At 73.0% G+C, this 21,536-nt stretch carries 14 protein-coding genes and 1 pseudogene; 5 read left to right on the top strand and 10 right to left on the bottom strand.

Annotated features, from left to right (window positions below; genetic code table 11):
- Positions 1-7: 7 nt before the first annotated feature.
- Positions 8-511, bottom strand: a complete 504-nt coding sequence (locus R6Y94_RS07140; RefSeq protein ID WP_318394967.1) for a thioesterase family protein — start codon at positions 509-511, stop codon at positions 8-10.
- Positions 504-2,180, bottom strand: coding sequence for an energy-dependent translational throttle protein EttA (gene ettA, locus R6Y94_RS07135; protein WP_318394966.1), 1,677 nt, complete (start codon positions 2,178-2,180; stop codon positions 504-506). Before ettA ends, R6Y94_RS07140 begins: the two co-directional genes overlap by 8 nt.
- A gap of 348 nt (positions 2,181-2,528) precedes the next feature.
- Here ettA and R6Y94_RS07130 point away from each other — a divergent pair, with 348 nt between their 5' ends.
- Positions 2,529-3,929, top strand: a complete 1,401-nt coding sequence (locus R6Y94_RS07130; RefSeq protein WP_318394965.1) for a trehalose-6-phosphate synthase — start codon at positions 2,529-2,531, stop codon at positions 3,927-3,929.
- An 11-nt stretch (positions 3,930-3,940) separates the two neighbouring features.
- Positions 3,941-6,535, top strand: coding sequence for a trehalose-phosphatase (otsB, locus tag R6Y94_RS07125; RefSeq protein WP_318395074.1), 2,595 nt, complete (start codon positions 3,941-3,943; stop codon positions 6,533-6,535).
- A 173-nt stretch (positions 6,536-6,708) separates the two neighbouring features.
- Here the strand turns inward: otsB and cobA are convergent.
- The 3 genes and pseudogenes from cobA to cobC all read right to left on the bottom strand — a co-directional run.
- Positions 6,709-8,238, bottom strand: a pseudogene (cobA, locus tag R6Y94_RS45045) (uroporphyrinogen-III C-methyltransferase); the annotation flags it as partial.
- Complete coding sequence (gene cobT, locus R6Y94_RS07110; protein WP_318395073.1) at positions 8,235-9,317, bottom strand: nicotinate-nucleotide--dimethylbenzimidazole phosphoribosyltransferase; 1,083 nt, start codon at positions 9,315-9,317, stop codon at positions 8,235-8,237. The pseudogene cobA and the gene cobT, both read right to left, overlap by 4 nt.
- The gene (gene cobC, locus R6Y94_RS07105) at positions 9,317-10,414 is read right to left on the bottom strand and encodes an Rv2231c family pyridoxal phosphate-dependent protein CobC (protein ID WP_412102697.1); all 1,098 of its coding nucleotides are present in this window, start codon (positions 10,412-10,414) and stop codon (positions 9,317-9,319) included. Before cobC ends, cobT begins: the two co-directional genes overlap by 1 nt.
- Positions 10,415-10,732: 318 nt before the next feature.
- On the opposite strand from cobC, the gene R6Y94_RS07100 reads away from it, so the two are divergent.
- A complete protein-coding gene (locus R6Y94_RS07100; protein WP_318394963.1) occupies positions 10,733-12,898 on the top strand; it encodes a transglycosylase domain-containing protein in 2,166 nt (721 codons plus the stop codon).
- Positions 12,899-12,941: 43 nt separating this feature from the next.
- On the opposite strand, the gene R6Y94_RS07095 is transcribed toward R6Y94_RS07100, so the two are convergent.
- Both R6Y94_RS07095 and R6Y94_RS07090 read right to left on the bottom strand, forming a co-directional pair.
- The gene (locus R6Y94_RS07095; RefSeq protein WP_318394962.1) at positions 12,942-13,523 is read right to left on the bottom strand and encodes a GNAT family protein; all 582 of its coding nucleotides are present in this window, start codon (positions 13,521-13,523) and stop codon (positions 12,942-12,944) included.
- A gap of 313 nt (positions 13,524-13,836) precedes the next feature.
- A complete protein-coding gene (locus R6Y94_RS07090) occupies positions 13,837-16,458 on the bottom strand; it encodes a cobyrinate a,c-diamide synthase (RefSeq protein WP_318394961.1) in 2,622 nt (873 codons plus the stop codon).
- Between the two features lie 203 nt (positions 16,459-16,661).
- On the opposite strand from R6Y94_RS07090, the gene R6Y94_RS07085 reads away from it, so the two are divergent.
- The gene (locus R6Y94_RS07085; RefSeq protein ID WP_318394960.1) at positions 16,662-17,498 is read left to right on the top strand and encodes an SURF1 family protein; all 837 of its coding nucleotides are present in this window, start codon (positions 16,662-16,664) and stop codon (positions 17,496-17,498) included.
- A 192-nt stretch (positions 17,499-17,690) separates the two neighbouring features.
- Positions 17,691-18,302, top strand: coding sequence for a hypothetical protein (locus R6Y94_RS07080; RefSeq protein ID WP_318394959.1), 612 nt, complete (start codon positions 17,691-17,693; stop codon positions 18,300-18,302).
- Positions 18,303-18,324: 22 nt separating this feature from the next.
- On the opposite strand, the gene uppS is transcribed toward R6Y94_RS07080, so the two are convergent.
- The 3 genes from uppS to R6Y94_RS07065 form a co-directional block, all read right to left on the bottom strand.
- The gene (gene uppS, locus R6Y94_RS07075) at positions 18,325-19,101 is read right to left on the bottom strand and encodes a polyprenyl diphosphate synthase (RefSeq protein WP_318394958.1); all 777 of its coding nucleotides are present in this window, start codon (positions 19,099-19,101) and stop codon (positions 18,325-18,327) included.
- A gap of 50 nt (positions 19,102-19,151) precedes the next feature.
- Complete coding sequence (locus tag R6Y94_RS07070) at positions 19,152-21,077, bottom strand: ATP-dependent DNA ligase (RefSeq protein WP_318394957.1); 1,926 nt, start codon at positions 21,075-21,077, stop codon at positions 19,152-19,154.
- Positions 21,078-21,156: 79 nt separating this feature from the next.
- Entirely contained in the window at positions 21,157-21,363 is a 207-nt protein-coding gene (locus R6Y94_RS07065) for a hypothetical protein (RefSeq protein ID WP_318394956.1), read from the bottom strand.
- Positions 21,364-21,536 lie beyond the last annotated feature (173 nt).

Raw genomic sequence — 21,536 nt, 5'->3', positions numbered from 1 at the left:
TCGCTCCCTACGCCGGCTTGTCCCGGGCCGCCGGCTCGACCAGATAGCGCCGGAGGAACTCCTGCTCCTCGTCGGTCAGCCGGCGGGGCCGCTGCTGCTCCAGGTCGAACGGCACCAGCACCGACCGGGCCCGGCTGGCCAGCACCGTACGGTCGAACAGCTCGTAGCCGATGGTGAACCGGGACTGCCGCAGATCCTCGACCCACATCTCGATGTGCACCATCGGAGCGCTCTCGGCGGTGGCCGGATCGAGCGTGTACTCGACCGGGCGCAGGTAGTCGATCTCGTGCCGGTAGATCACCACGCCGTCGGCGAACGAGCCGACTCCCCAGGCCCGACCGCCGGCGAACATCAGCGCCACCCGGGCCTCCTCGTAGAGGGTGAGGAAGCGGGCGTTGTTGACGTGCCCGTACGCGTCCAGGTCAGACCAGCGCAGCGTGCAGTCGTAGCCGAACCGCCGGCTGTCGAGCTGCTCCGCCTGCGCCGGCCCGGCCTGCACCGGACTAGTCACGGGTGAGCTTGCGGTAGGTGACCCGGTGCGGCCGGGCCGCCTCGGCGCCGAGCCGGTCGATCTTGTTCTTCTCGTACGCCTCGAAGTTGCCCTCGAACCAGAACCACTTCGACGGGTCCTCGTCGTCGCCCTCCCAGGCCAGGATGTGCGTCGCCACCCGGTCCAGGAACATCCGGTCGTGCGAGATGACCACGGCGCAGCCGGGGAACTCCAGCAGCGCGTTCTCCAGCGAGGAGAGGGTCTCCACGTCCAGGTCGTTGGTGGGCTCGTCGAGCAGGATGACGTTGCCGCCGATCTTGAGGGTCAGCGCCAGGTTGAGCCGGTTGCGCTCGCCGCCGGAGAGCACCTTGGTCGGCTTCTGCTGGTCGGGGCCCTTGAACCCGAAGGCCGCCACGTACGCCCGGGACGGCATCTCGACCTTGCCCACCATCAGGTGGTCCAGCCCGTCCGAGACGACCTCCCAAACGGTCTTGTCGCCGGCCAGCCCCTCCCGGTTCTGGTCGACGTACGACAGCTTGACCGTCTCACCGACCTTGACCGAGCCGGCGGTCGGCTGCTCCAGCCCGACGATCGTCTTGAACAGCGTGGTCTTGCCGACGCCGTTCGGGCCGATGATGCCGACGATGCCGTTGCGGGGCAGCGAGAAGCCCAGGTCGTCGATCAGCACCCGCTCGCCGAACGCCTTGCGCAGCCCGTGCGCCTCGATCACGGTGCTGCCCAGCCGGGGGCCCGGCGGGATCTGGATCTCCTCGAAGTCCAGCTTCCGGGTCTTCTCGGCCTCGGTGGCCATCTCCTCGTAGCGGTCCAGCCGGGCCTTGGACTTGGTCTGCCGGGCCTTGGCGTTGGACCGGACCCACTCCAGTTCCTCGCTGAGCCGCTTCTTCATCTTGGCGTCGCGGCGGCCCTCGACGGCCAGCCGGGCGGCCTTCTTCTCCAGGTAGGTGGAGTAGTTGCCCTCGTAGCCGACGGCCCGGCCGCGGTCGAGTTCGAGGATCCAGCCGGCCACGTTGTCGAGGAAGTACCGGTCGTGGGTGATCGCCATGACGGTGCCGGCGTACTTGGCGAGGTGCTGCTCCAGCCACTGCACGCTCTCCGCGTCCAGGTGGTTGGTCGGCTCGTCCAGCAGCAGCAGGTCGGGCGCCTCCAGCAGCAGCTTGCAGAGCGCGACCCGGCGCCGCTCGCCGCCGGAGAGCTGGGTGACGTCGGCGTCCGGCGGCGGGCAGCGCAGCGCGTCCATCGCCAGTTCGAGCTTGGAGTCGACGTCCCAGGCGTCCTCGTGGTCCAGCTCCTCCTGGAGCTGACCCATCTCGGTCATCAGCTCGTCGGAGTAGTCGGTGGCCATCTGCTCGGCGATCTTGTTGAACCGCTCCAGCTTGGCCTTGGTCTCCGCCACCGCCTCCTCGATGTTGCCGAGCACGGTCTTGGCGTCGTTCAGCGGCGGCTCCTGGGCGAGCAGCCCCACGGTGTAGCCGGGCATCAGCCGGGCCTCGCCGTTGCTCGGCCGGTCCAGGCCCGCCATGATCTTGAGCAGGCTGGACTTGCCGGCGCCGTTCGGACCGACCACACCGATCTTGGCGCCCGGCAGGAAGCTCAGCGTCACGTTGTCCAGCACGACCTTGTCGCCGTGCGCCTTGCGCGCCTTCTCCAGGACGTAGATGTACTGGGCCACGGTGCGGCCTACCTCCCACGGATGTGATGTCCCCGGATGCCGTGTTTACGATCGACCACGACGTCGGGCTTGCTCTGGACCGCGCTGTCGGTGTCACGCCCTGTCGGTGTCACGCCGGCCACGCGGTGCGGCGGAAAACGCCATCGTCAATCCTGACAGGTCCGGCCCGGCCCGCCCACATCACCCTCCGCCCGGAGCTTCTGCCGGGCCGCTCGGGTGGTCATGATCACCTTTGGGTTTCCGTCGCATCCCGCAGGGCAGTACTTGTGGCACTGGGGGTTAGGCACCGCAGCTACGCTCAGTACGCTCAGCGGTGGACCACCCGTCATCACCGGAGGTGCACTGATTGTGACCGTACGTAGCTCGTTCGTGGTCGTTGCGAATCGCCTGCCGGTCGACGAGGTGACCACCCCCGAGGGACGCCAGTGGCGGCGTAGCCCCGGGGGACTGGTCACCGCCCTGCATCCGGTGCTCGCCCAACACCAGGGCACCTGGGTCGGCTGGGCCGGCGGGGTCGGCGCCGCGCCGGAGCCGTTCGACCTGGAGGGGATCCGGCTGCACCCGGTGCCACTGAGCGCCGAGGAACTCGAACGCTACTACGAGGGCCAGTCCAACGCCACGATCTGGCCGCTCTACCACGACGCGGTGGAGACCCCGGCCTACAAGCGCCGCTGGCGGGAGGCGTACCGGCTGGTGAACGCCCGGTTCGCCGAGGCCGCGGCCGAGGTGGCCGCCGACGGTGCGACGGTCTGGGTGCAGGACTACCAGCTCCAGTTGGTGCCGGCGATGCTCCGCGAACTCCGGCCCGACCTGCGGATCGGCTTCTTCCTGCACATCCCGTTTCCGCCGATCGAACTCTTCATGCAGATGCCGCTGCGCGCCGAGGTACTGCGCGGGCTGCTCGGCGCCGACCTGGTCGGCTTCCAGCAGCGGCTGGCGGCGCAGAACTTCGTCCGGCTGGCTCGGCACCTGCTCGGCCTCCGTTACGAGGGTCAGATGATCCAGGTGGACGGCCGGCAGGTCAAGGCGGGTGCGTTCCCCATCTCGATCGACGTGGCCGAGATGGAGCGGATGGCCGTCGACCCGGCGGTGCAGGCCCGGGCCAAGCAGATCCGCACCGAGCTGGGCGACCCGAAGACGGTGATCCTCGGGGTGGACCGGCTCGACTACACCAAGGGGATCGAGCTTCGACTCAAGGCGTTCCGCGAGTTGCTGTCTGACGGAAAGTTGACAGTTCCCGATGCAGTTATGGTGCAGGTTGCTACGCCAAGTCGGGAACGGGTGGAGCACTACCAGGCACTCCGGGTGAAGGTAGAACGCGAAGTTGGTCGAATTAATGGCGAATTCGGCCGGGTCGGTGTACCGGCCGTCCATTACCTCCATCAGTCGTACAGTCGCAGTGAACTGGCCGCGCTCTACTGTGCGGCCGACGTGATGATGGTGACCCCGCTGCGAGACGGAATGAATCTGGTGGCCAAGGAGTACGTAGCAACGCGCGCCGACTCGGGCGGCGCCCTCGTGCTCAGTGAGTTTGCCGGCGCCGCCACCGAGCTGCGCCAGGCATTCCTCTGTAACCCGCACGACCCGGACGGAGTCAAGGACGCGCTGCTGCGCGCGGTCCACGTCGACAAGGTCGAGGCCCGGCGCCGCATGCGCATCATGCAGCGCCACCTGCGTACCCACGATGTCGGACACTGGGCCCGGTCCTTCCTCAACGAGCTGGGTGTACCCGAGACGGAGGACGAGTGAAGTCCGGCTCCCTGCTCGACGGGGGTCCCCGCACCCTCGACTCGATCGACCCCGAACTGCGGGCCGCGATCGGTCGGATCGCCCGGGTACCACAGCTCCTGGTCGCCTGCGACTACGACGGCACGCTCGCGCCGATCGTCGAGGACCCGACCAGGGCGGTGCCGCTGCCCGAGTCGGTCGCCGCGGTACGCGCGCTGGCCGCCCTGCCGCAGACCACCGTCGCCGTGGTCTCCGGACGGGCCCTGCGCGACCTGGCCACCCTCTCCCGGCTGCCCAGCGAGGTGCACCTGGTGGGCAGCCACGGCTCCGAGTTCGATATCGGTTTCGTGGAGCGGCTCTCGCCCGAGCTGATCGAGGTACGCACCCGGCTCCGCAACGAGCTCCGCCAGATCATCGCCGGTCGGGGCCGGGTACGCCTGGAGACCAAACCGGCCAGCATCGCCGTGCACACCCGGGGCGCCGACCCCGAGGTGGCCGCCGAGGTGATCGCGGCGGTGGACGCCGGCCCCGCCGTCTGGCCGGACGTCACCGTGACCCGGGGCAAGGAGGTGATCGAGCTGTCGGTGATCCCGACCAACAAGGGCACCGCGCTCGAACAGCTCCGTACCCAGCTCTCGGCGAGCGCGGCGCTCTTCCTCGGCGACGACGTCACCGACGAGAACGCCTTCGCCAAGCTGCACGGGCCGGACGTCGGCATCAAGATCGGTCCGGGCGAGACCCGGGCCGCGTTCCGGATCGACGAGCCGGTCGACGCCGCCCGGGTGCTCGGACTGCTGCTGGAGGTACGCCGGAACTGGCTCTTCGGCGAGCGGGCGGTACCGATCGAGCGGCACTCGATGCTGGCCAACGGGCGTACCGTCGCACTCGTCACCCCGGAGGCGAGCCTGAGCTGGCTCTGCCACCCCAAGCCCGACTCGCCGGCGATCTTCGCCGACCTGGTCGGCGGCAACCCGGCCGGCTACTTCAGCATCGCCCCGGAACGCGGCGGCCTGCCGCTCGGCCAGCGCTACCGGCCCGGCACGATGACCGTGGAGACCCGCTGGTCCGGGCTGACCGTCACCGACTGGCTGGACCGGCCGTCCAGTGACAGCGTGCCGAGCGGCCAAGCGGTGATCAGCGGTGACTCGACCCTGGTCCGGGTGCTCAGCGGCGCCGGCCGGGTCCGGCTGGACTTCGCGCCCCGGCCCGAGTTCGGCCAGGTCGCCGTGCAGCTCCAGCCGCTCGGCGACGGGCTGCTGGTGCTCGGCTCCAACGAGCCGATCGCGCTCTACTCGCCCGGCGTCGAGTGGCAGATCGTCAACGACGGCGGCTACGAGACCGCCCGGGCGGTGGTCGACCTGGCCGCCGCCGGTGGCCAGGTCACCTGCGAGCTGCGGTTCGGCTCGCACAGCCTGGACCACCACCGGGTACCGGTGCACGAGCGGCAGGCGATGGCCGAGCAGCCGTGGCGGGACTGGGTCGCCGGGCTGCGGCTGCCCACCTCGGCCCGGGACCTGGTCGGACGGAGCGCGCTGACCCTGCGCGGGCTGGTGCACGAGGCCAGCGGCTCGATCCTGGCCGCCGCCACCACCTCGCTGCCGGAGGAGCTGGGCGGGGTACGCAACTGGGACTACCGGTACTGCTGGCTCCGGGACGCCGCCATGACCGCCCGGGCGCTGGTCGACCTCGGCTCGCTGACCGAAGCCGAGGGCTTCCTGCGCTGGGTCGACGGCTGTGTCGAGCGCACCGGCGGGCACCCGGAACGGCTGCACCCGCTCTACACCGTCGACGGCTACGAACTCGGGGCCGAGGCGGTCATCGACACCCTGCCCGGGTACGCCGGCTCCCGGCCGGTCCGGGTCGGCAACCTCGCCAACCACCAACTCCAGCTCGACGTCTTCGGGCCGATCGCCGACCTGCTGGCGGCCGTCGCCGACCTGCGCGGCGAGGTACGCGACACCGAGTGGCGGGTGCTGGAGAACATGGTCGAGGCGGTCGCCCGGCGCTGGCACGAGCCCGACCACGGCCTCTGGGAGGCCCGGCTGCCACCCCGGCACCACGTCTACTCCAAGGTGATGTGCTGGATGACCGTGGACCGGGCGCTGCACGTGGTCCGCCGGCACGGCGACGGCGACCGGCCGGAGTGGGTCGAGCTGCGCGACCGGATCGGGCACAACGTGCTGGAGTTCGGCTGGCACACCGGGGCCGGCGCCTACACGGTGGCGTACGGGGACGAGGAGATGGACGCCTCCTCGCTCTGGATCGGCCTGTCGGGGCTGCTGCCCGACGACGACCCCCGGTTCCTGGCCACCGTGCTCAAGGTCGAGGCCGACCTGCGCAGCGGTCCGGTGGTCTACCGCTACCGCTGGGACGACGGGCTGCCGGGCCGGGAGGGCGGCTTCCACATCTGCACGGCCTGGCTGATCGAGGCGTACCTGCGTACCGGCCGGCGGTCCGACGCCGAGGAGCTGTTCACCCAGATGGTGGACACGGCCGGCCCGACCGGCCTGCTTCCGGAGCAGTACGACCCGATCTCCGAGCGCGGCCTCGGCAACCACCCGCAGGCCTACAGCCACCTCGGCCTGATCCGTTGCGCCCTGCTCCTGGACAACATGGTCAAGTCCTGACCGGTGCGGGCGCGACGAGCGTGCTGAGGTAGGCGCTGTTCCCGCGATGTAGTGGCCTCACCCGGCCGGTGGGGCCACTACAAACATCCGGAATCGCTCCCCTACGGCGCCACGGGTGGCGTCGACCCCGCGGCCGGCCGGATCCGGCCCGACAGACCGGGTAGTACGCCGGTGCCGGCCAACGTGGTCGCCACGTCGCCGACGACCACCACCGCCGGGGGGCGGAAACCGGCCGCGTGCACCTCCGCCGCGACCGCGTCCAGGGTCGACCGGAGCACCCGCTGACCGTCGGTCGTACCCTCCTGCACCACCGCCGCCGGAGTCTCCGGGTGCCGGCCGTGCGCCCGCAGTGCGGCGGCGATCGCCGGCAGGTTGTTCAGCCCCATCAGCACGACCAGGGTGCCGCGGAGCTGGGCCAGCACCGACCAGTCGACCAGGGAGTCGGGATGCTCCGGCGGGAGGTGTCCGGAGACCACCGTGAACTCGTGCGCCACGCCCCGGTGGGTCACCGGGATGCCGGCCGCTGCCGGAGCCGCGACCGAACTGGTCACCCCGGGGACCACGGTCACCGGTATCCCGGCGGCGGCGCAGGCCAGCGCCTCCTCGCCGCCTCGACCGAAGACGTACGGGTCGCCGCCCTTGAGGCGGACCACCCGGGCGCCGGCCAGGGCCCGGTCGACCAGTACCCGGTTGATCTCCTCCTGCGCGGCGGCCGGGCCGTGCGGGATCTTCGTGGCATCCACCAGCTCGACCTCGGGCCGCAGCTCGTCGAGGAGCAGCCCGGGGACCAGCCGGTCGGCGACCACCACGTCGGCCTCGGCGAGCAGGCGCCGGCCGCGGACCGTGATCAGTTCGGGATCGCCGGGACCCGCGCCGACCAGCGCGACCCGCCCGACGGGCCGTTCCGGCCGACCGGCGGGGACGGCCGCGTCCGCAGCCCGGCCGTCGGCGGCGGTCCGCTCCGTCGACACGCCGTGGTCGCCATTGTGGCCGTCATCCCCGGCGTCGCCGTTGTGCCCGGCGCCGCCGTTGTCCCCGGCGCATCCGGCGTCGCCGCTGCGCCCGGTGTACCCGCTGTCGCTGCTGCCCGCCGTGTCCCCGGTGTCGCTGGCGACGGTGGCGTCGTCCGGGCCGCCGCCGACGCCGTCCCGCACACTGCCGTTCAGCCCGCTCCCCCCCGCCGGGGCGGCGCGGTCGGGCGCGGACCCGTCCGGTGGGGGCAGTAGCGGCGGCTCCGCCGCGACACCGGAGAGCGATCCGCTGATCAATTGCTCCCGGATCGCGTCCCGGACCGCCACCGCCCGGCGCGGGTCACCCCCGCCGAGCACGGCGACGGTGAGCGGGCCGTACCGGGTGACCGCCGGGGTCCAGGCGGTCGCGGCGTCGCGGTCGTCGGCGCGTACGCAGAAGATCTGCCGGTCGAGCGCGGCGGCGCTGACCGCCTCGGCGGCGGCCGGATCGTCCACGGCCACCTGCACCAGCCAGGCCCCGTCGAGGTCGCCCGGCGCGAACTCCCGGGCGACCCACTCCAGCCTGCCCGCGTCGACGTGTGCCCGCAGCGCCGGGGTCAGCTCGGGGGCGACCACCACCACCCGGGCCTCCGCGTCCAGCAGCGCCGGCACCCGCCGGGTCGCCACCGCCCCGCCACCGACCACCAGCACACGCCGGCCGGCGAGCCGCAGCGCAAGCGGATACATGATCATTTCTCCGACACTCCCGCCGCGTCGAACGTGGCCACCTCGTGCAGTACCCGCACCGCACCGGCGACCACCGGATAGGCAAGCAGGGCGCCGGTGCCCTCGCCGAGCCGTAGGCCCAGATCGATTATCGGTAGCAGGCCGAGCCGGTCCAACCCGGCGGTCGCGCCCGGCTCGGCCGAGCGGTGCCCGGCGACCATCGCGCCCACCGCGTCCGGGGCGAAGGCGGCCGCCGCGAGCGCGGCGGCGACCGCACTCACCCCGTCCAGCAGCACCGGGACACGCCGCCCGGCGCCGCCAAGGACGAAGCCGGCCAGCGCCGCGTGCTCCAGCCCGCCGACCGTGGCCAGCACCCCGAGCGGATCGGCCGGATCGGGTACGTGCCGGGCCAGCGCCGCCCGCACCACGGCCACCTTCCGGGAGTACGTGGCGTCGTCGATCCCGGTGCCGCGTCCGGTCGCCTCGGCCGGGTCGATTCCGGTGAAGGCGGCGATCAGCGCCGCGGCCGCCGTGGTGTTGCCGATCCCCATGTCCCCGGTGACCAGGATCCCGGCGCCGGAGTCGAGCAGTTCGTGTGCCACCCGGATGCCGGTCTCGACCGCGCTGCGTGCCTCGTCCCGGGTCAGGGCGGGTTGCACGCTCATGTCCCGGCTGCCGGCCCGGACCTTCGCGCTGACCAGCCGGGGAGCCGACCGCCCCGGACGCTGCGCCGGCACCTTCGGCTGAGCCAGCGGGGTGGCCACCCCGACGTCGACCACGGTGACCGTGGCGCCGGTCTGCCCGGCGAACGCGTTCACCACCGCACCGCCGGTGAGAAAGTTGGCCACCATCTGCGCGGTGACCTCCTGCGGCCACGGCGTCACCCCCTGGGCGTGCACCCCGTGGTCGGCCGCGAAGATCGCCACCGCGGCGGGCTCGGGCAGCGGCGGCGGACAGGCGCCGGCCAACCCGGCCAGCCGGATCGAGAGTTCCTCCAGGGCGCCCAGCGAACCGGCCGGCTTGGTCAGCCTGGCGTGCAGGTCGTGAGCCGCGGCCATGGCCGCCTCGTCGAGGGGACCGATCTCGGCGAGGGTGGCGTCCAACATCATTCCTCCAGGATTCCGGCCAGCGCGGCCACGAACAGGTCGGTGGTGGCAGTGTCCCGTACCGCGAGGCGCAGCCAGTCGGGGCCCAGCCCCGGGAAGGTGTCTCCCCGGCGTACCGCGAAACCCCGGTCGCGCAGGGCCAGCCGTACCCGCGCCGCCCCGGGCAGGTGCACCAGGACGAACGCGCTGGCCGGGGTGCCCGCGACGCGTACCCCGGGCAGCTCGCCGAGCCGCCGGACCAGGTACGCCCGCTCGACGGCGAGCCGAGCGGCGATCCGGCGCTCCGCCTCCACCGCGCCGGGCGTGGCGCAGGCCGCCGCCGCGGCGAGCGCGGGAGTCGAGACCGCCCAGAGCGGTTGTACCGCCGCCAACCGCTGGACCAGCTCGGCCGGAGCGAGCAGGTAGCCGATGCGGAGTCCGGCCAGTCCCCAGGTCTTGGTGAGGCTCCGCACGACGACCAGCCCCGGCAGGTCGCGCCGGGTCGCCAGGGACTCGGGTTCGGCTGGTCCCCCGGCCCCTCCTCCGGAGCCGATCCCGACACGTCCCGCCCCGGCGGGCCCGGTGTCGGTGCCGATGGTGGAATCGGCGAACGCCTCGTCGACGACCAGTACCCGGCCGGGGCGGGCCAGGCCGGCCAGGACGTCGGCCGGGTGGAGTACCGAGGTGGGGTTGGTCGGGTTGCCCACGAAGACCAGGTCGGCGTCGGCCGGTACCCGGTCGGGGTCCAGCCGGAAGCCGGTCTCCGCCGGCAGCAGCACCCGCTCGACTCGGTGTCCTGCCGCCCGCAGCGCCGCCTCCGGCTCGGTGAACTGGGGATGCACGACCACCGGCCGGCGCGCTCCGCGCAGTGCCTGGGCGAGCAGCACGAACCCCTCGGCGGCTCCGGCGGTCAGCAGCACCTCGTCGACCGGCCGGCGGTGTCGGGCGGCGACGGCGGCCCGGGCCGGGGCCGGGTCGGGATAGGCGCTCAACGTCTCCAGCGAGGAGACGATCGGTTCCCGCAACCAGGCCGGCATCGGGTGCCGCTGGACGTTGACCGCGAGATCCACCAGACCGGGGGCGAGTTCGACGTCGCCGTGGTGGCCGAGATCGGGCACGTGCTGGTCGGTCTGGTCGGGTGCGTGGCGGCCGAACTGATCAGGCCATTGCTGGTCGAGCTGATCAGGCCATTGCTGGTCGAGCTGATCAGGCCGGTGGCGGCCGAACTGGTCGGGCCCTTGCGGGCCGGGATCGGGCCCGACGGATGGCGGTGCGGGTGCGGGCCGAGGCATGGACATGATCCTGCCGGGCGGCCGGCGGCGCCGGCCAGCGGGCGCCCCGGAACGGATCGGGAATGGTCGAACTTGGCGGTACGAGGGCTCGCACATTCGCGAATCTTTATCACGTTTTACCGGGATTTATCTTAGCTTGGAAACGTGACCAACCCCACCACCCGCCCTGCCCCTGGTCGACTCGTACCCCTGCTCCGTGCCGGACTGATCGCCGGCGTGGTCGTCGCGGCGGCGTTGTTCCCGTTCGTCGCGGTCGGTGGACTGGCCGCCAAGGCCGGCGCCGACCTGGTGGAGAAGACCCCGGCCGATCTGCTCGCCTCGATGCCCGCGCAGACCAGCTACGTCTACGCCGCCGACGGGACGACCCTGATTACCACCTTCTACGAGGAACACCGGCGGTACGTGCCGCTCTCCCAGATGTCGCCGTACGTCCAGCAGGCGATCGTCGCCTCGGAGGACTCCCGGTTCTACGAGCACAACGGCGTCGACCCCAAGGGCGTGCTCCGGGCGTTCGTCGCCAACCAGCAGGCCGGCGGGGTCTCCCAGGGCGCCTCGACGCTGACCATGCAGTACGTCCGGATGGCCCTGCGGGACAGTGCCAAGACCCCCATGGAGGCGCGGCAGGCCACCGAGCAGACGCCGCTGCGCAAGCTCCGCGAGATGCGACTCGCCCTCGATCTGGAGAAGGAGACGACGAAGTCGCAGATCCTGGAGCGTTACCTCAACTCGGCATACTTCGGCCACCGGGCGTACGGCATCTACTCGGCGTCGGAGATCTTCTTCTCCAAGCTGCCGAAGGACCTCACCCCGGTCGAGGCGGCCACCCTCGCCGGGCTGGTGAAGGCACCGACCACGTACGACCCGGCCAGCTCGGACCGGAAGGCCGCCACCGACCGACGCAACTACGTACTCGACCGGATGCAGGCGATGGGCTACCTGTCCCCGCAGGCCACGGCGGCGGCAAAGGCCGAGCCGATCCAGCTCCGGCTCAGCAACCCGCCGAACGACTGCATGTCGGTGCCGGAGGAGCACAACGGCTGGGGCTTCTTCTGCGACTATCTGAAGGCCTGGTGGGCCGCACAGCCGGCGTTCGGCAGCAACTCCCTGGAGCGCCTCGACAAGCTGCGCCGGGGCGGCTACACCATCGTCACCAGCCTGGACCCGAAGATGCAGGAGGTCGCCGACGGGCAGGTGCAGGCCGGGGAGTCCAACGGCAGCCCGTACGGGCACGGCCTGGTCGCGGTCGAACCCGGCACCGGGTACGTCAAGTCGATGGCGGTGAACCGGACCTACTCGCTGGACCAGGACGAGAACGGTCCGCACTCCGACCCGAGCAAACGCAACCGGATGAAGGGCAACTACCCGAACACCGTGGTCCCGCTGCTCGGTGGCGGCGACCTCCCCGGCTACCAGGCCGGATCGACGTTCAAGATGTTCACCATGCTCGCCGCGCTGGACGCCGGGCTACCGCTCGGCACGGCGTTCAACTCACCGCACCGGTTCGTCTCGATCTACCCGGACGGCAGCGGTGGCCCGACGGACTGCGGCGGGTACTGGTGCCCGTCGAACGCCAGCGGTGCGATGAGCGGCAACCAGACCATGTGGTCCGGCTTCGGCAAGTCGGTCAACACGTACTTCGTCTGGCTGGAGCAGAAGGTCGGCGCCGAGAACGTGGTCCGGCTGGCCGAACGGTTGGGCCTGCAGTGGCGTACCGACATCGACAAGCGGCAGGCGTCGCCGAGCCAGGCGAACAAGTGGGGCTCGTTCACCCTCGGGGTCTCCGACGTGACCCCGCTGGAGATGGCGAACGCGTACGCCACGGTCGCCGCCGAGGGACGGTTCTGCGAGGCGTTGCCGGTCACCTCGATCGTCGGGCCGGACGGCGCGCCGGCGACGTACCGGACCGGGTCCGGGATGGATCTGGAGATCGCGCTCCCCCGGTGCAGCCAGGAGGTCAGCGCCGACGCGGCCCGGGCCGCCACCGACGCCGCCCGGTGCCCGACCGGAGACACCCCGGCCCGAGGCTCCTGCGGCGGCTGGTCCACGGCCGACCGGGTCCGGGGCATCGTCGGTCGGCCGGTGGCCGGCAAGACCGGTACGACCGACAGCGACCGAGCCGCCTGGTTCGTCGGCTACACCCCCGAGTTGGCGGTCGCGAGCTTCCTCTCCGACCCGGACAGCCCGATGAACCCGGTCGGCTCGGGCCCGGCGAACAAGCCGATCGACGCGGTCGCCGGATTTCTCAAGGGCGCGCTGAAGGACCAGCCGGTACGCCAGTTCAATCCGCCCTCGGACGAGATGACCGGTTGACCGGACGAGATGACCGGTTGACCGGCGAGGCCGCGTAGCGCCGTCAGTGGCCGGGTGAGTGCAGGTCGGCGGCGACCAGGGACCAGACCTCCAGGTCGACCCGGCCGCTGTGCACGTACCCGGCGTTGCGCAGCAGCCCCTCGTAGGTGAACCCGGCCTTCTCCGCCACCCGTCGAGACGCGGTGTTGCCAGGTGCCACCCGCAACTCCAGGCGCTGGAAACCGTGTTCCAGGATCAACGCGACGGCAATCGCGTCGACCGCCTCCGCCGCCATGCCGAACCCGCGCGCCTCCGGCGCGATCGCGTACGACACCTCGGTGACCCGGCCTCCCCAGTCGGTGCGCTTGGTCCACAGGCAGCCCACCAGCCGCTCGTCCTCACGCCGGATCACGCCGTAATGGTCGCCGTTACCGCTGTCCCGCCGTTCCTGGGCCATCTCGGTGCACCAGGCATCGGCGTCGATCTGTCCCAGTTCGCGCTGGAACGGCAGCCAGCGCTGGGTCTGCTTGTCGGCGAAGATCACCGAAACCGCCTTCGCGTCCGACCCCCGGAGCGGTCGTACGTGCACCCGTGGCGTCGACACGGTCAGGGTCGGAAAGCGGCGCACCGCCACCTCTCCGCTCATTCCGCCGACTCTCCCCGCTCGCCGTCGGACCGCCTCCCGACCGTGCTCCACCGGCCCGGCTCACTGCCGAACCGGCCGTGCCGAACCGCCCATCGGGTCACACCCGCCACCTCATCTCGGCTCATGATCTCGGCTCATACCCGCCGGCCCGACATCATCCGCGACGCCCGCGCACGTCGCTCGCCCCGGACGCTCCCCAAGGACGCCGCACGGACGCCCGCCCCGCACGGACGCCCGCCCCGCACGGACGCCCGCCCCGCACGGACGCCCGCCCGGTCTGCGGGCACGCCGCCGGCCCGGGTCGTCGACCGGATCACGCCATCGGTCCACCGGCCGGACTGCTCGGCACGGCACCGGCCACCGGCTCGGACCCAGTCGCCTCGCCCGGTCCGGCGACCTCCGCCGCCGCCTCGGTATCCGTCCGGCTCGCCGCAGGCGCCACACCCGAGCCGTCACCGGCTCTGACCGGCACCGGTTGTTCGTCGACGGGTACCGGCCTCGGACGTGGTGCGGCCACCGGTCCGGGAGCCTCGCCTCCGCCGGTCGGCCTCGGCCGGGCCTGCGGTGCCGGTCCTGTCCCGGGCATGCCGGTGGCTGACCTCGGCGCACCGGACGGCGGGGTGCTGGTCGCTCCCTGGGGTGGAGCGCCGGCCAGGCCGGCAGCCCGTTGGCCGGCAGACGGTCCGGCCGGCGATGCCGGCGCGGCCGAGGATGGCCCCGCAGGTCCCGGTCGAACCGGTGCGCCGGCCGCCGGGCCGGGGCCGGCGCCCCTCGGCGCCGGGGCGCCCGGCGAAACCGCGCCCGGCGGGATCGGAGCGGGATGGGCCGCGCCACCAGCCGGCGCGGCGCCACCAGCCGAAGCCGGACCGCTGGACGGAGCACGACCACCAGCCGGAGCAGCCCCGCCAGACCGCGCGACGCCACCGGCCGAAGCACGACCACCAGCCGGAGCACGACCACCAGCCGAAGCAGGACCACCGCCGGGACCAGGACCACCCGCCGGAGCAGCCCCACCAGACCGCGCGACGCCACCGGCCGAAGCAGGGCCGCCAGCCGAAGCAGGACCACCGCCGGGACCAGAGCCGCCAGCCGGAGCAGCCCCGCCAGACCGCGCGACGCCACCGGCCGAAGCAGGGCCGCCAGCCGAAGCAGGACCACCGCCGGGACCAGGGCCGCCAGCCGGAGCAGGACCACCGGATGGCGCGACAGCGCCGGACGCCGATTGCCGGGAGGTGACCGCATCCGGACCGACCGGAACGGCAGGTCGGCCAGCGGCGGACGGCGAGATCGGAGCGGACGGCAGAACCGGAGCGGACGGACCGGTCGGTGCCGGAGATGACACCGGAGCCGCCGGTCCGACCAGGCCCGACGGGGAGACGGGGGCCGACGGGGAGACGGGGGCGGACGCCCCGACCAGGCCCGGTGACACCGGCGCGGTGGGATTGATCAGGCCCGCCGGCGAGACCGGAGCGGACGACGAGACCGGGACCGCTGACGGCGCCGCGCCGGCCGGCGCAACCGGAACGGCCGGCGGTACGGCAGCCGGACCGGCCGAGGCGGACGTACCGGCCGACGCGGCGGCGGCGACCAGGCGGCTGGCGATCACCGGGCTGCTCGCCCAGTGCAGTGTCAACTGGGAGGCGTGCACCCGGCGCCAGACGAAGCCCTCGGGCGGGCCACCGCCCCAGCTCCACGCCGGGGTCTGCCCGGCCCGTGGGGTCAGTACCCCGCGATGCTGCTTGTAGCCGACCACCCGGGCGCCGAGCCGGGCCACCGGAGTGTCCGCCCGTGCCGTCGCCTCGCGGTAACCGACGACGGTCCGGTCCAGGCTCGCCCCGGTGGCGTCCAGCACCCCGCACATCGGGCGCCCGTCGAACTCCCGGGCCAGCCAGAGCAGCCCTGCCCCCTCGGCGATGACCGGTCGACCCGTACGGGCCAGTTCCGCTACCGCGATGCAGAGGCGGCGGTTCGCCGACAGCTCCTCGGCGTACGTCTCGGGCAGCGCGCCGCCGATCACCAGGGCACCGGTACCCGCCGGCAGCACCTCGTCGCGGAGCGGGTCGAAGGCGACCACCTCGGCACCAGCCGCCGCCAGCAGTTCGGCGGTCTCGGCGTACGAGTACGACAGGGCCGGCCCGCCAGCCACCGCCACCACCGTACGGGTGACCGGCGCCTCGCCGACCGGGCCCAGCTCGGCGAGCGCCTCCGCGGCCGACCAGGCGGTCACCGGCACCCGGGGCGCCGAACGGGCCAGCGCCAGCAGCCGGTCGAGGTCGACGACTCCGGCGATCGCCTCGCCGAGCCGGCGCACCCCCCGGTACGCCTCCACGCCGCGCTGCATCACCGGCACCACACCGTGCTGCCGGGACGGCAGGACGGCGGGCAGGTCGCGTCGGCGCAGCGCCCCGAAGACCGGTACGCCGATGTCGTCCAGCGCGTCGCGGAGCAGTTGCTCGTGCCGGTCCGAGGCGACCCGGTTCAGGATCACGCCGCCGAGCCAGAGCATCTCGTCGTACGCCCGGAAGCCGTGCGCGAGCGCGGCGACCGACTGGCCCATCGAGCCCACGTCGACGACCAGCACCACCGGGGCCCGCAGGGTGGTGGCGATCGCGGCGGTCGAGTCGACCTCGGGCCGGCCGGCCAGGCTGTCGAAGAGCCCCATCGTGCCCTCCACCACCGCGATCTCGGCGTCGGCGGAGCCGTGCGCGAAGAGCGGGGCGATCCGCTGCGAGCCGACCAGCCGGGGGTCGAGGTTGCGGCCGGGCCGTCCGGCGGCGAGTCCGAGATAGGCGGCGTCGGTGTGGTCGGGGCCGACCTTGAACCCGGCGGCGTCCAGCCCTCGGGCGGCGAGCGCAGCGAGCAGGCCGACCGCGATGGCGGTCTTGCCGTGTCCGGACGACGGTGCGCTCACCACTACGCGCGGCGCGTCGATCATGGTCGGCTCCTCGGGGCGCGGTCACCGCCCCCGGTGCGGGCGGTGCGAAGGTTCTGGTACGGACGGTGGTGGTGCGAGGGACGGCCCGGCCCGACCCGTCGATCGAACCGACGCGCGTGAGGATACCCGGCACCGGGCGCCGCACCGGCCCGCCGAGCCGGCCAGCTGGGAAACCGGCGGAACCGCCCGGGTAGCCTCGTGCTGTGTACCGCTTCCTGCTCACGCCCCGCTGGCTGGGCATCCTCGCGCTGACCCTGGCCGCGGCCACGGTGATGGTGCTGCTCGGCAACTGGCAGTTGAGCCGCTACCAGGAGCGGGCCGCGATCAACGAGCGGATCGACGAGACCGCGACCCTGGCGCCGGTGCCGGTGGACCAGGTGCTGCCCCGGCCGGACGGCGCGGCCGGCACGGTCGGGCAGGCGCCGCCGGCCGGGGCGGCCTGGACCCGGGTCACCGTGACCGGGCGGTACGACAGCACGAACGTGATCCTGATCCGCAGCCGTACCGTGCAGAGCAGGGTCGGCTTCGAGGTGCTCACCCCGCTGCGGCTGGCCGACGGCAGCGCCGTCCTGGTGGACCGGGGCTGGATTCCGCCGGCCGCCGGCGGCAGCGCGCTCGCCCGGCCCGAGATCCCGGCCGTACCGTCCGGAGAGGTGACCGTGGTGGGTCGGGTGCACCTGTCGGAGAGCAAGCCGGACGCCGTCGCCCGGCGGGACGGCCGGATCGAGACCCGGCGGATCGCCGTACCGGCGCTGGCCCGGGAGCTGCCGTATCCGGTCTACTCCGCGTACCTGCTGCTGGACGAGCAGACCCCGGCCACCGACCCGGCCTTCTCCGCGATACCGATCCGGCACGAGAACGACTGGCAGAACGGCGGGTACGTCGTCCAGTGGTGGCTCTTCGCGCTGCTGACCCTGGTCGGCTTCGGCTGGGCGGCCCGCCGGGAGGCGCGCGGCGACATGTCGGACGGCGACGGCAGCCGGGACCGGGCCGGTCAGGACCGGCTGGACCAGCCGGCCCCGGCCACCCCGAGCGCCTGAGCGCCCGAGCCCACGAGCGCCTGAGCCCCTGAGCGCCCGAGCCTGCCGGCGATCTCTTCGCTTCCCGCCCGTGCCCGTCCCGGCCGACCACCGTTCGGGCATCGACGTACCGGGTGCACCTCGGGGTGGCGGCGGTCACGGTCCGGGTTAAGGTCTGCGGAGCGGCCGGTGTGGCACTGGGGAGGAGCCGGCATGAGCGTGAACCCGAGCGGAGCGCCGGACGTACCTCCGCCACCACCGGCCGATCCGTGGCCGGCCGACGCCTCGGTCTCGCCCGGCTATCCGCCGCCGCCCGCCCCGGACGACCCGCCGACCCCGACTCCCGGCTATCCCGATCCGGTCAGCGGGCAGGCCTGTCCGGGCGTTCCGCAGCCCTGTCCCGCGCCAGCGCTGCCGTACCCGGGCGGGGGCCAGCCAGACGGGGGAACGTCGTGGTCACCCCCGGTACGGCCGGAGCCGGTGGTCGCGCAGATCGGCGAGATCGCGGTCACCTCGTCGACGGTACGCACCCCGAGTGGCGACCTTCCGCTGGCCGGCTCCCAGTGGCACGTCGTGGACTACTGGCAGAGCGAACAGAAGACGCCCACCTGGGCGATCGTGGTGGCGGTGGTCGGCTTCTGCGTGCTGACCGTGTTCAGCCTGCTGTTCCTGCTGGTCAAGGAGACCGTCCACCGTGGAACGGTACAGGTAACGGTGGCCAACGGCCTGCGGCAGTACGTCGCCCGGATCCCGGTCACCGACCAGTTCCAGGTCCAGCAGATCCACCAGCAGGTCAACTACGCGCGGTCGCTGGCCGCGATCTGACCGCCGGTAGGCTGCACGGCGGTCAGGCGCCGTACCGGCGCTGCCGGCCGGCGTACGACCGCAGGGCGCGCAGGAAGTCGACGTATCGGAAGCCGGGCCAGTACGCGTCGCAGAAGTACAGCTCCGAGTAGGCCGCCTGCCAGAGCAGGAAACCCGACATCCGCTGTTCACCACTGGTCCGGATGATCAGGTCGGGGTCCGGGCGCCCCTGGGTGTAGAGATGTGCCGCGATGTCCTCGGCGCTGAGCCGCTGGGCCAGCTCCGTGGGGGTCGTACCCGCCCGGGCCGCCTCGTCCAGCAGGGAACGGATCGCGTCGACGACCTCCGCCCGGCCGTCGTAGCCGACCGCGATGGTCAGGTGGAACCGCGCCCCGAGGTCGGCGGTCGCATCCCGGGCCAGCTTCAGCGCGTGCCGGGTCGAGTCGGGCAGCGTGTCGAGCCGCCCGGCCAGGTGCAGCCGCCACCGGCCGGGACGTTCGGCGAGCCGGGCGGCGACGATCCGCTCGACCACCTCCATCAGGTACCGGACCTCCTCCGACGGCCGCTTGCGCAGGTTGTCGGTGGAGGCGACGAAGATCGTCACGTGTTCGATGCCGAGGTCGGCGCACCAGCCGAGCACCTCGTCGACGTGCTCCGCGCCGTACCGGTGGCCGACACTCGGGTTCTCGAAGCCCTGTTTCCGGGCCCACCGCCGGTTGCCGTCCATCACCATCGCCACGTGCCGGGGCAGCGACCCGGTGACCAGTTGCGCCCGCAGGCGGCGGGCGTAGAGCCGGTAGAGCGCGTTCCGGAAGATCATTGCCGAACCGTAGCAACCAGTGACCAGTCGGAGTGGGACCCACGACGGCGTCAGTCGGGGCGCCGACCTGCATGGATGGCCCGTACCGTATCGATGGTGTCCGCCTCCGCCGCGGTCTTGTCGTCGCGGTATCGCAGCACCCGGGCGAAGCGCAGCGCGACACCGCCCGGATAGCGCGGACTGCTCTGCACCCCGTCGAACGCGATCTCCACGACCTGCTCGGGCCGCACCCGGACGACCCAGTCGCCGCGCTCCACCGCCAACTCCTGGAACCGCTCGGTCTGCCAGCGCAGCAACTCGTCGGTCAGCCCCTTGAAGGTCTTGCCGAGCATCACGAAGCCGCCGGTCTCGGGGTCGCGGGCCCCCAGGTGCAGGTTCGACAGCCAGCCCTTGCGCCGGCCACTGCCCCACTCGACGGCGAGCACCACGAGGTCGAGGGTGTGCCTCGGCTTCACCTTGACCCAGGCGGCGCCCCGCCGGCCCGCGTCGTACGCCGCCTCCGGCGCCTTGACCACGATGCCCTCGTGCCCCGCGTCGACCGCGGCGGCGAACGCCGCCGAGGCCTGCTCGACGGTGTCGACGGTGATCCGCTCGACGAGCTGCGCCGACGAGACGGTGCGGGCCAGCGCGGCCCAGCGCTCGTGCCCCGGCGCGTCGAGCAGATCGACGCCGTCCAGGTGCAGGATGTCGAAGAAGTACGGCGTCAGCACGACCCCGCCGCTGGTGTTCGCCGCCGCGACCACCGACGGGGCGACGGTCGCCGGACGCTCCGGCCCGGGAATCTCGGCGGGCGCCGTCCCGGAGGTGCCGATCCGGGGCACCTCGGAGATGTCCACCGGCCCCACCGACCGCACCGACCCGGCCGTCGACGGCGCGACCGGTGCCGCGCCGAAACTCCGGGTGCCACCCCCGTCGGCGACGGCGCCGCCCGCACCGGTGGCAGCTCTCAGCCCGCCCGACGCGCTGTCGACCGCTCCCGCCACGCCCGACGCGCCGTCGACCGCTCCCGACGGGCCCGGGGCGCGGTCGACGAGTTCGGTCGCCTCGCGCCGTGTGCGGTCGACCTCGGCGGCCTCGGTGTCGGCCGGCGCGCGGGCGACCTCGTCACGGACGGCCCGGCGGGCTCCCCTGGTGGCCGCCCGACTCGCGGTCTCCTGGAACGGTCGTGGCCGGCCGGAGGCGTCGAGCGCGATCGCCTCGCCGTCCAGCACCAGCTCGCGGGCCGGCAGCGAGCGGACCGCCGCCACCACCTCGGGAACCCGCGAGGTGATCTCGTCGAGGCTGCGGGTGAAGACCGCGATGTCGTCGCCGGAGCGGTGCACCTGGATGCGGATGCCGTCGAGCTTCACGTCGACCACCGACGGCAGACCGACGGTGGTCAGCGCCTCCTCGACCGATGCCGCGCTCTGCGCCAGCATCGGCGCGAGCGGACGGCCAACCTGCAACGCGAACCCGGTCAGCGCGCCCGAGCCGCCGGTTAGCGCGGCCGCCGCGACCGTCTTCAGGTCACCGGCGAGCAACAGGGCCCGGCGGACCGTCGGCAGCGGCACCTCGGCCGCCCGGGCGACCGCCTCGGCCAGCAGGCCGGCCTGGGCGCCCTGCCGCAGCTCCCCGCTGAACAGGCCGAGCAGCAACCGCCGCTCCTCGACGGTGGCGGCGCCGAAGAGGGCGGCCAACAGCTCGCGACGGCGCTGCTGCGAGCCCGGCCCGCGCGCCTCGGCGAGCTCGGCTATCGCCGCGTCGACGCCGGCCACTGTCAGGGTCGGCTGCTCGGCCGCCGGTGGCAGTTCGCGGAGGCTGGCGTAGCCGACCCCGGTCTGCCGCTGGCGCAGCTCTCCGGCCAGGTAACCCGAGCCGGCGACGAGTTCCTCCGGGGCGAGCTTGCGCAGCGCCTCGGCGAGCAGCTCGACCTTGGCCCGCCGCCCGGAGGTGGCGGCGACGGCGGTGGAGGTGGCTGCCAGGTCAACGAAGCGCACGGCTCCATCCTGGCAGCCACCGCCGACATATTTCCGGCCGGCCCGCTCTCGTCCCCCGGCTGAGCGGGGCGGGGGACGGTCAGGCCGGGGCAGGCTCCTCGATGCGCAGGCCACGGGCACGCACGCTGTCGGCCACCCGGGCAAGGGCGGCGTCGAGCGCGCAGAGAACGGTGGAAAGCTCGCCGAGCTGGTCCCGGAGCGCATCCTCGGACCACGCGGAGACGTCGACGTCCCGCAGTGCACTGACCGCGGCGTCGAGCCGCGCGATGGCCTCGTTCGTACTCATGTTCGAAATCTTACCGCCTCGACGATCCCGCCGGGCGCTTTCTCCACTTTCTTCCCGCGGACCTCCGCCGGTGGGACGAGTGGGCTATCTTTCGACTACGGACATCCGTCCTCTGTCCACACTCCCTCCAGCCAGACGCGGTCCGTTCCCGGACCCAGGGCTCCGGCGAGAAC

This window comes from Plantactinospora sp. KLBMP9567 (assembly GCF_033446045.1).
GTDB lineage: Bacteria > Actinomycetota > Actinomycetes > Mycobacteriales > Micromonosporaceae > Plantactinospora.
This window is presented reverse-complemented; position numbering and strand designations above follow the sequence as displayed.

What these genes read in the sequence shown, in the direction of transcription:
- R6Y94_RS07065 (WP_318394956.1), bottom strand. Translation starts at nt 21,363, where the DNA reads ATGAGTACGAACGAGGCCATCGCGCGGCTCGACGCCGCGGTCAGTGCA.
- R6Y94_RS07080 (WP_318394959.1), top strand. Translation starts at nt 17,691, where the DNA reads ATGAGCGTGAACCCGAGCGGAGCGCCGGACGTACCTCCGCCACCACCG.
- R6Y94_RS07095 (WP_318394962.1), bottom strand. Translation starts at nt 13,523, where the DNA reads ATGAGCGGAGAGGTGGCGGTGCGCCGCTTTCCGACCCTGACCGTGTCG.
- uppS (WP_318394958.1), bottom strand. Translation starts at nt 19,101, where the DNA reads ATGATCTTCCGGAACGCGCTCTACCGGCTCTACGCCCGCCGCCTGCGG.
- R6Y94_RS07090 (WP_318394961.1), bottom strand. Translation starts at nt 16,458, where the DNA reads ATGATCGACGCGCCGCGCGTAGTGGTGAGCGCACCGTCGTCCGGACAC.
- cobT (WP_318395073.1), bottom strand. Translation starts at nt 9,317, where the DNA reads ATGTTGGACGCCACCCTCGCCGAGATCGGTCCCCTCGACGAGGCGGCC.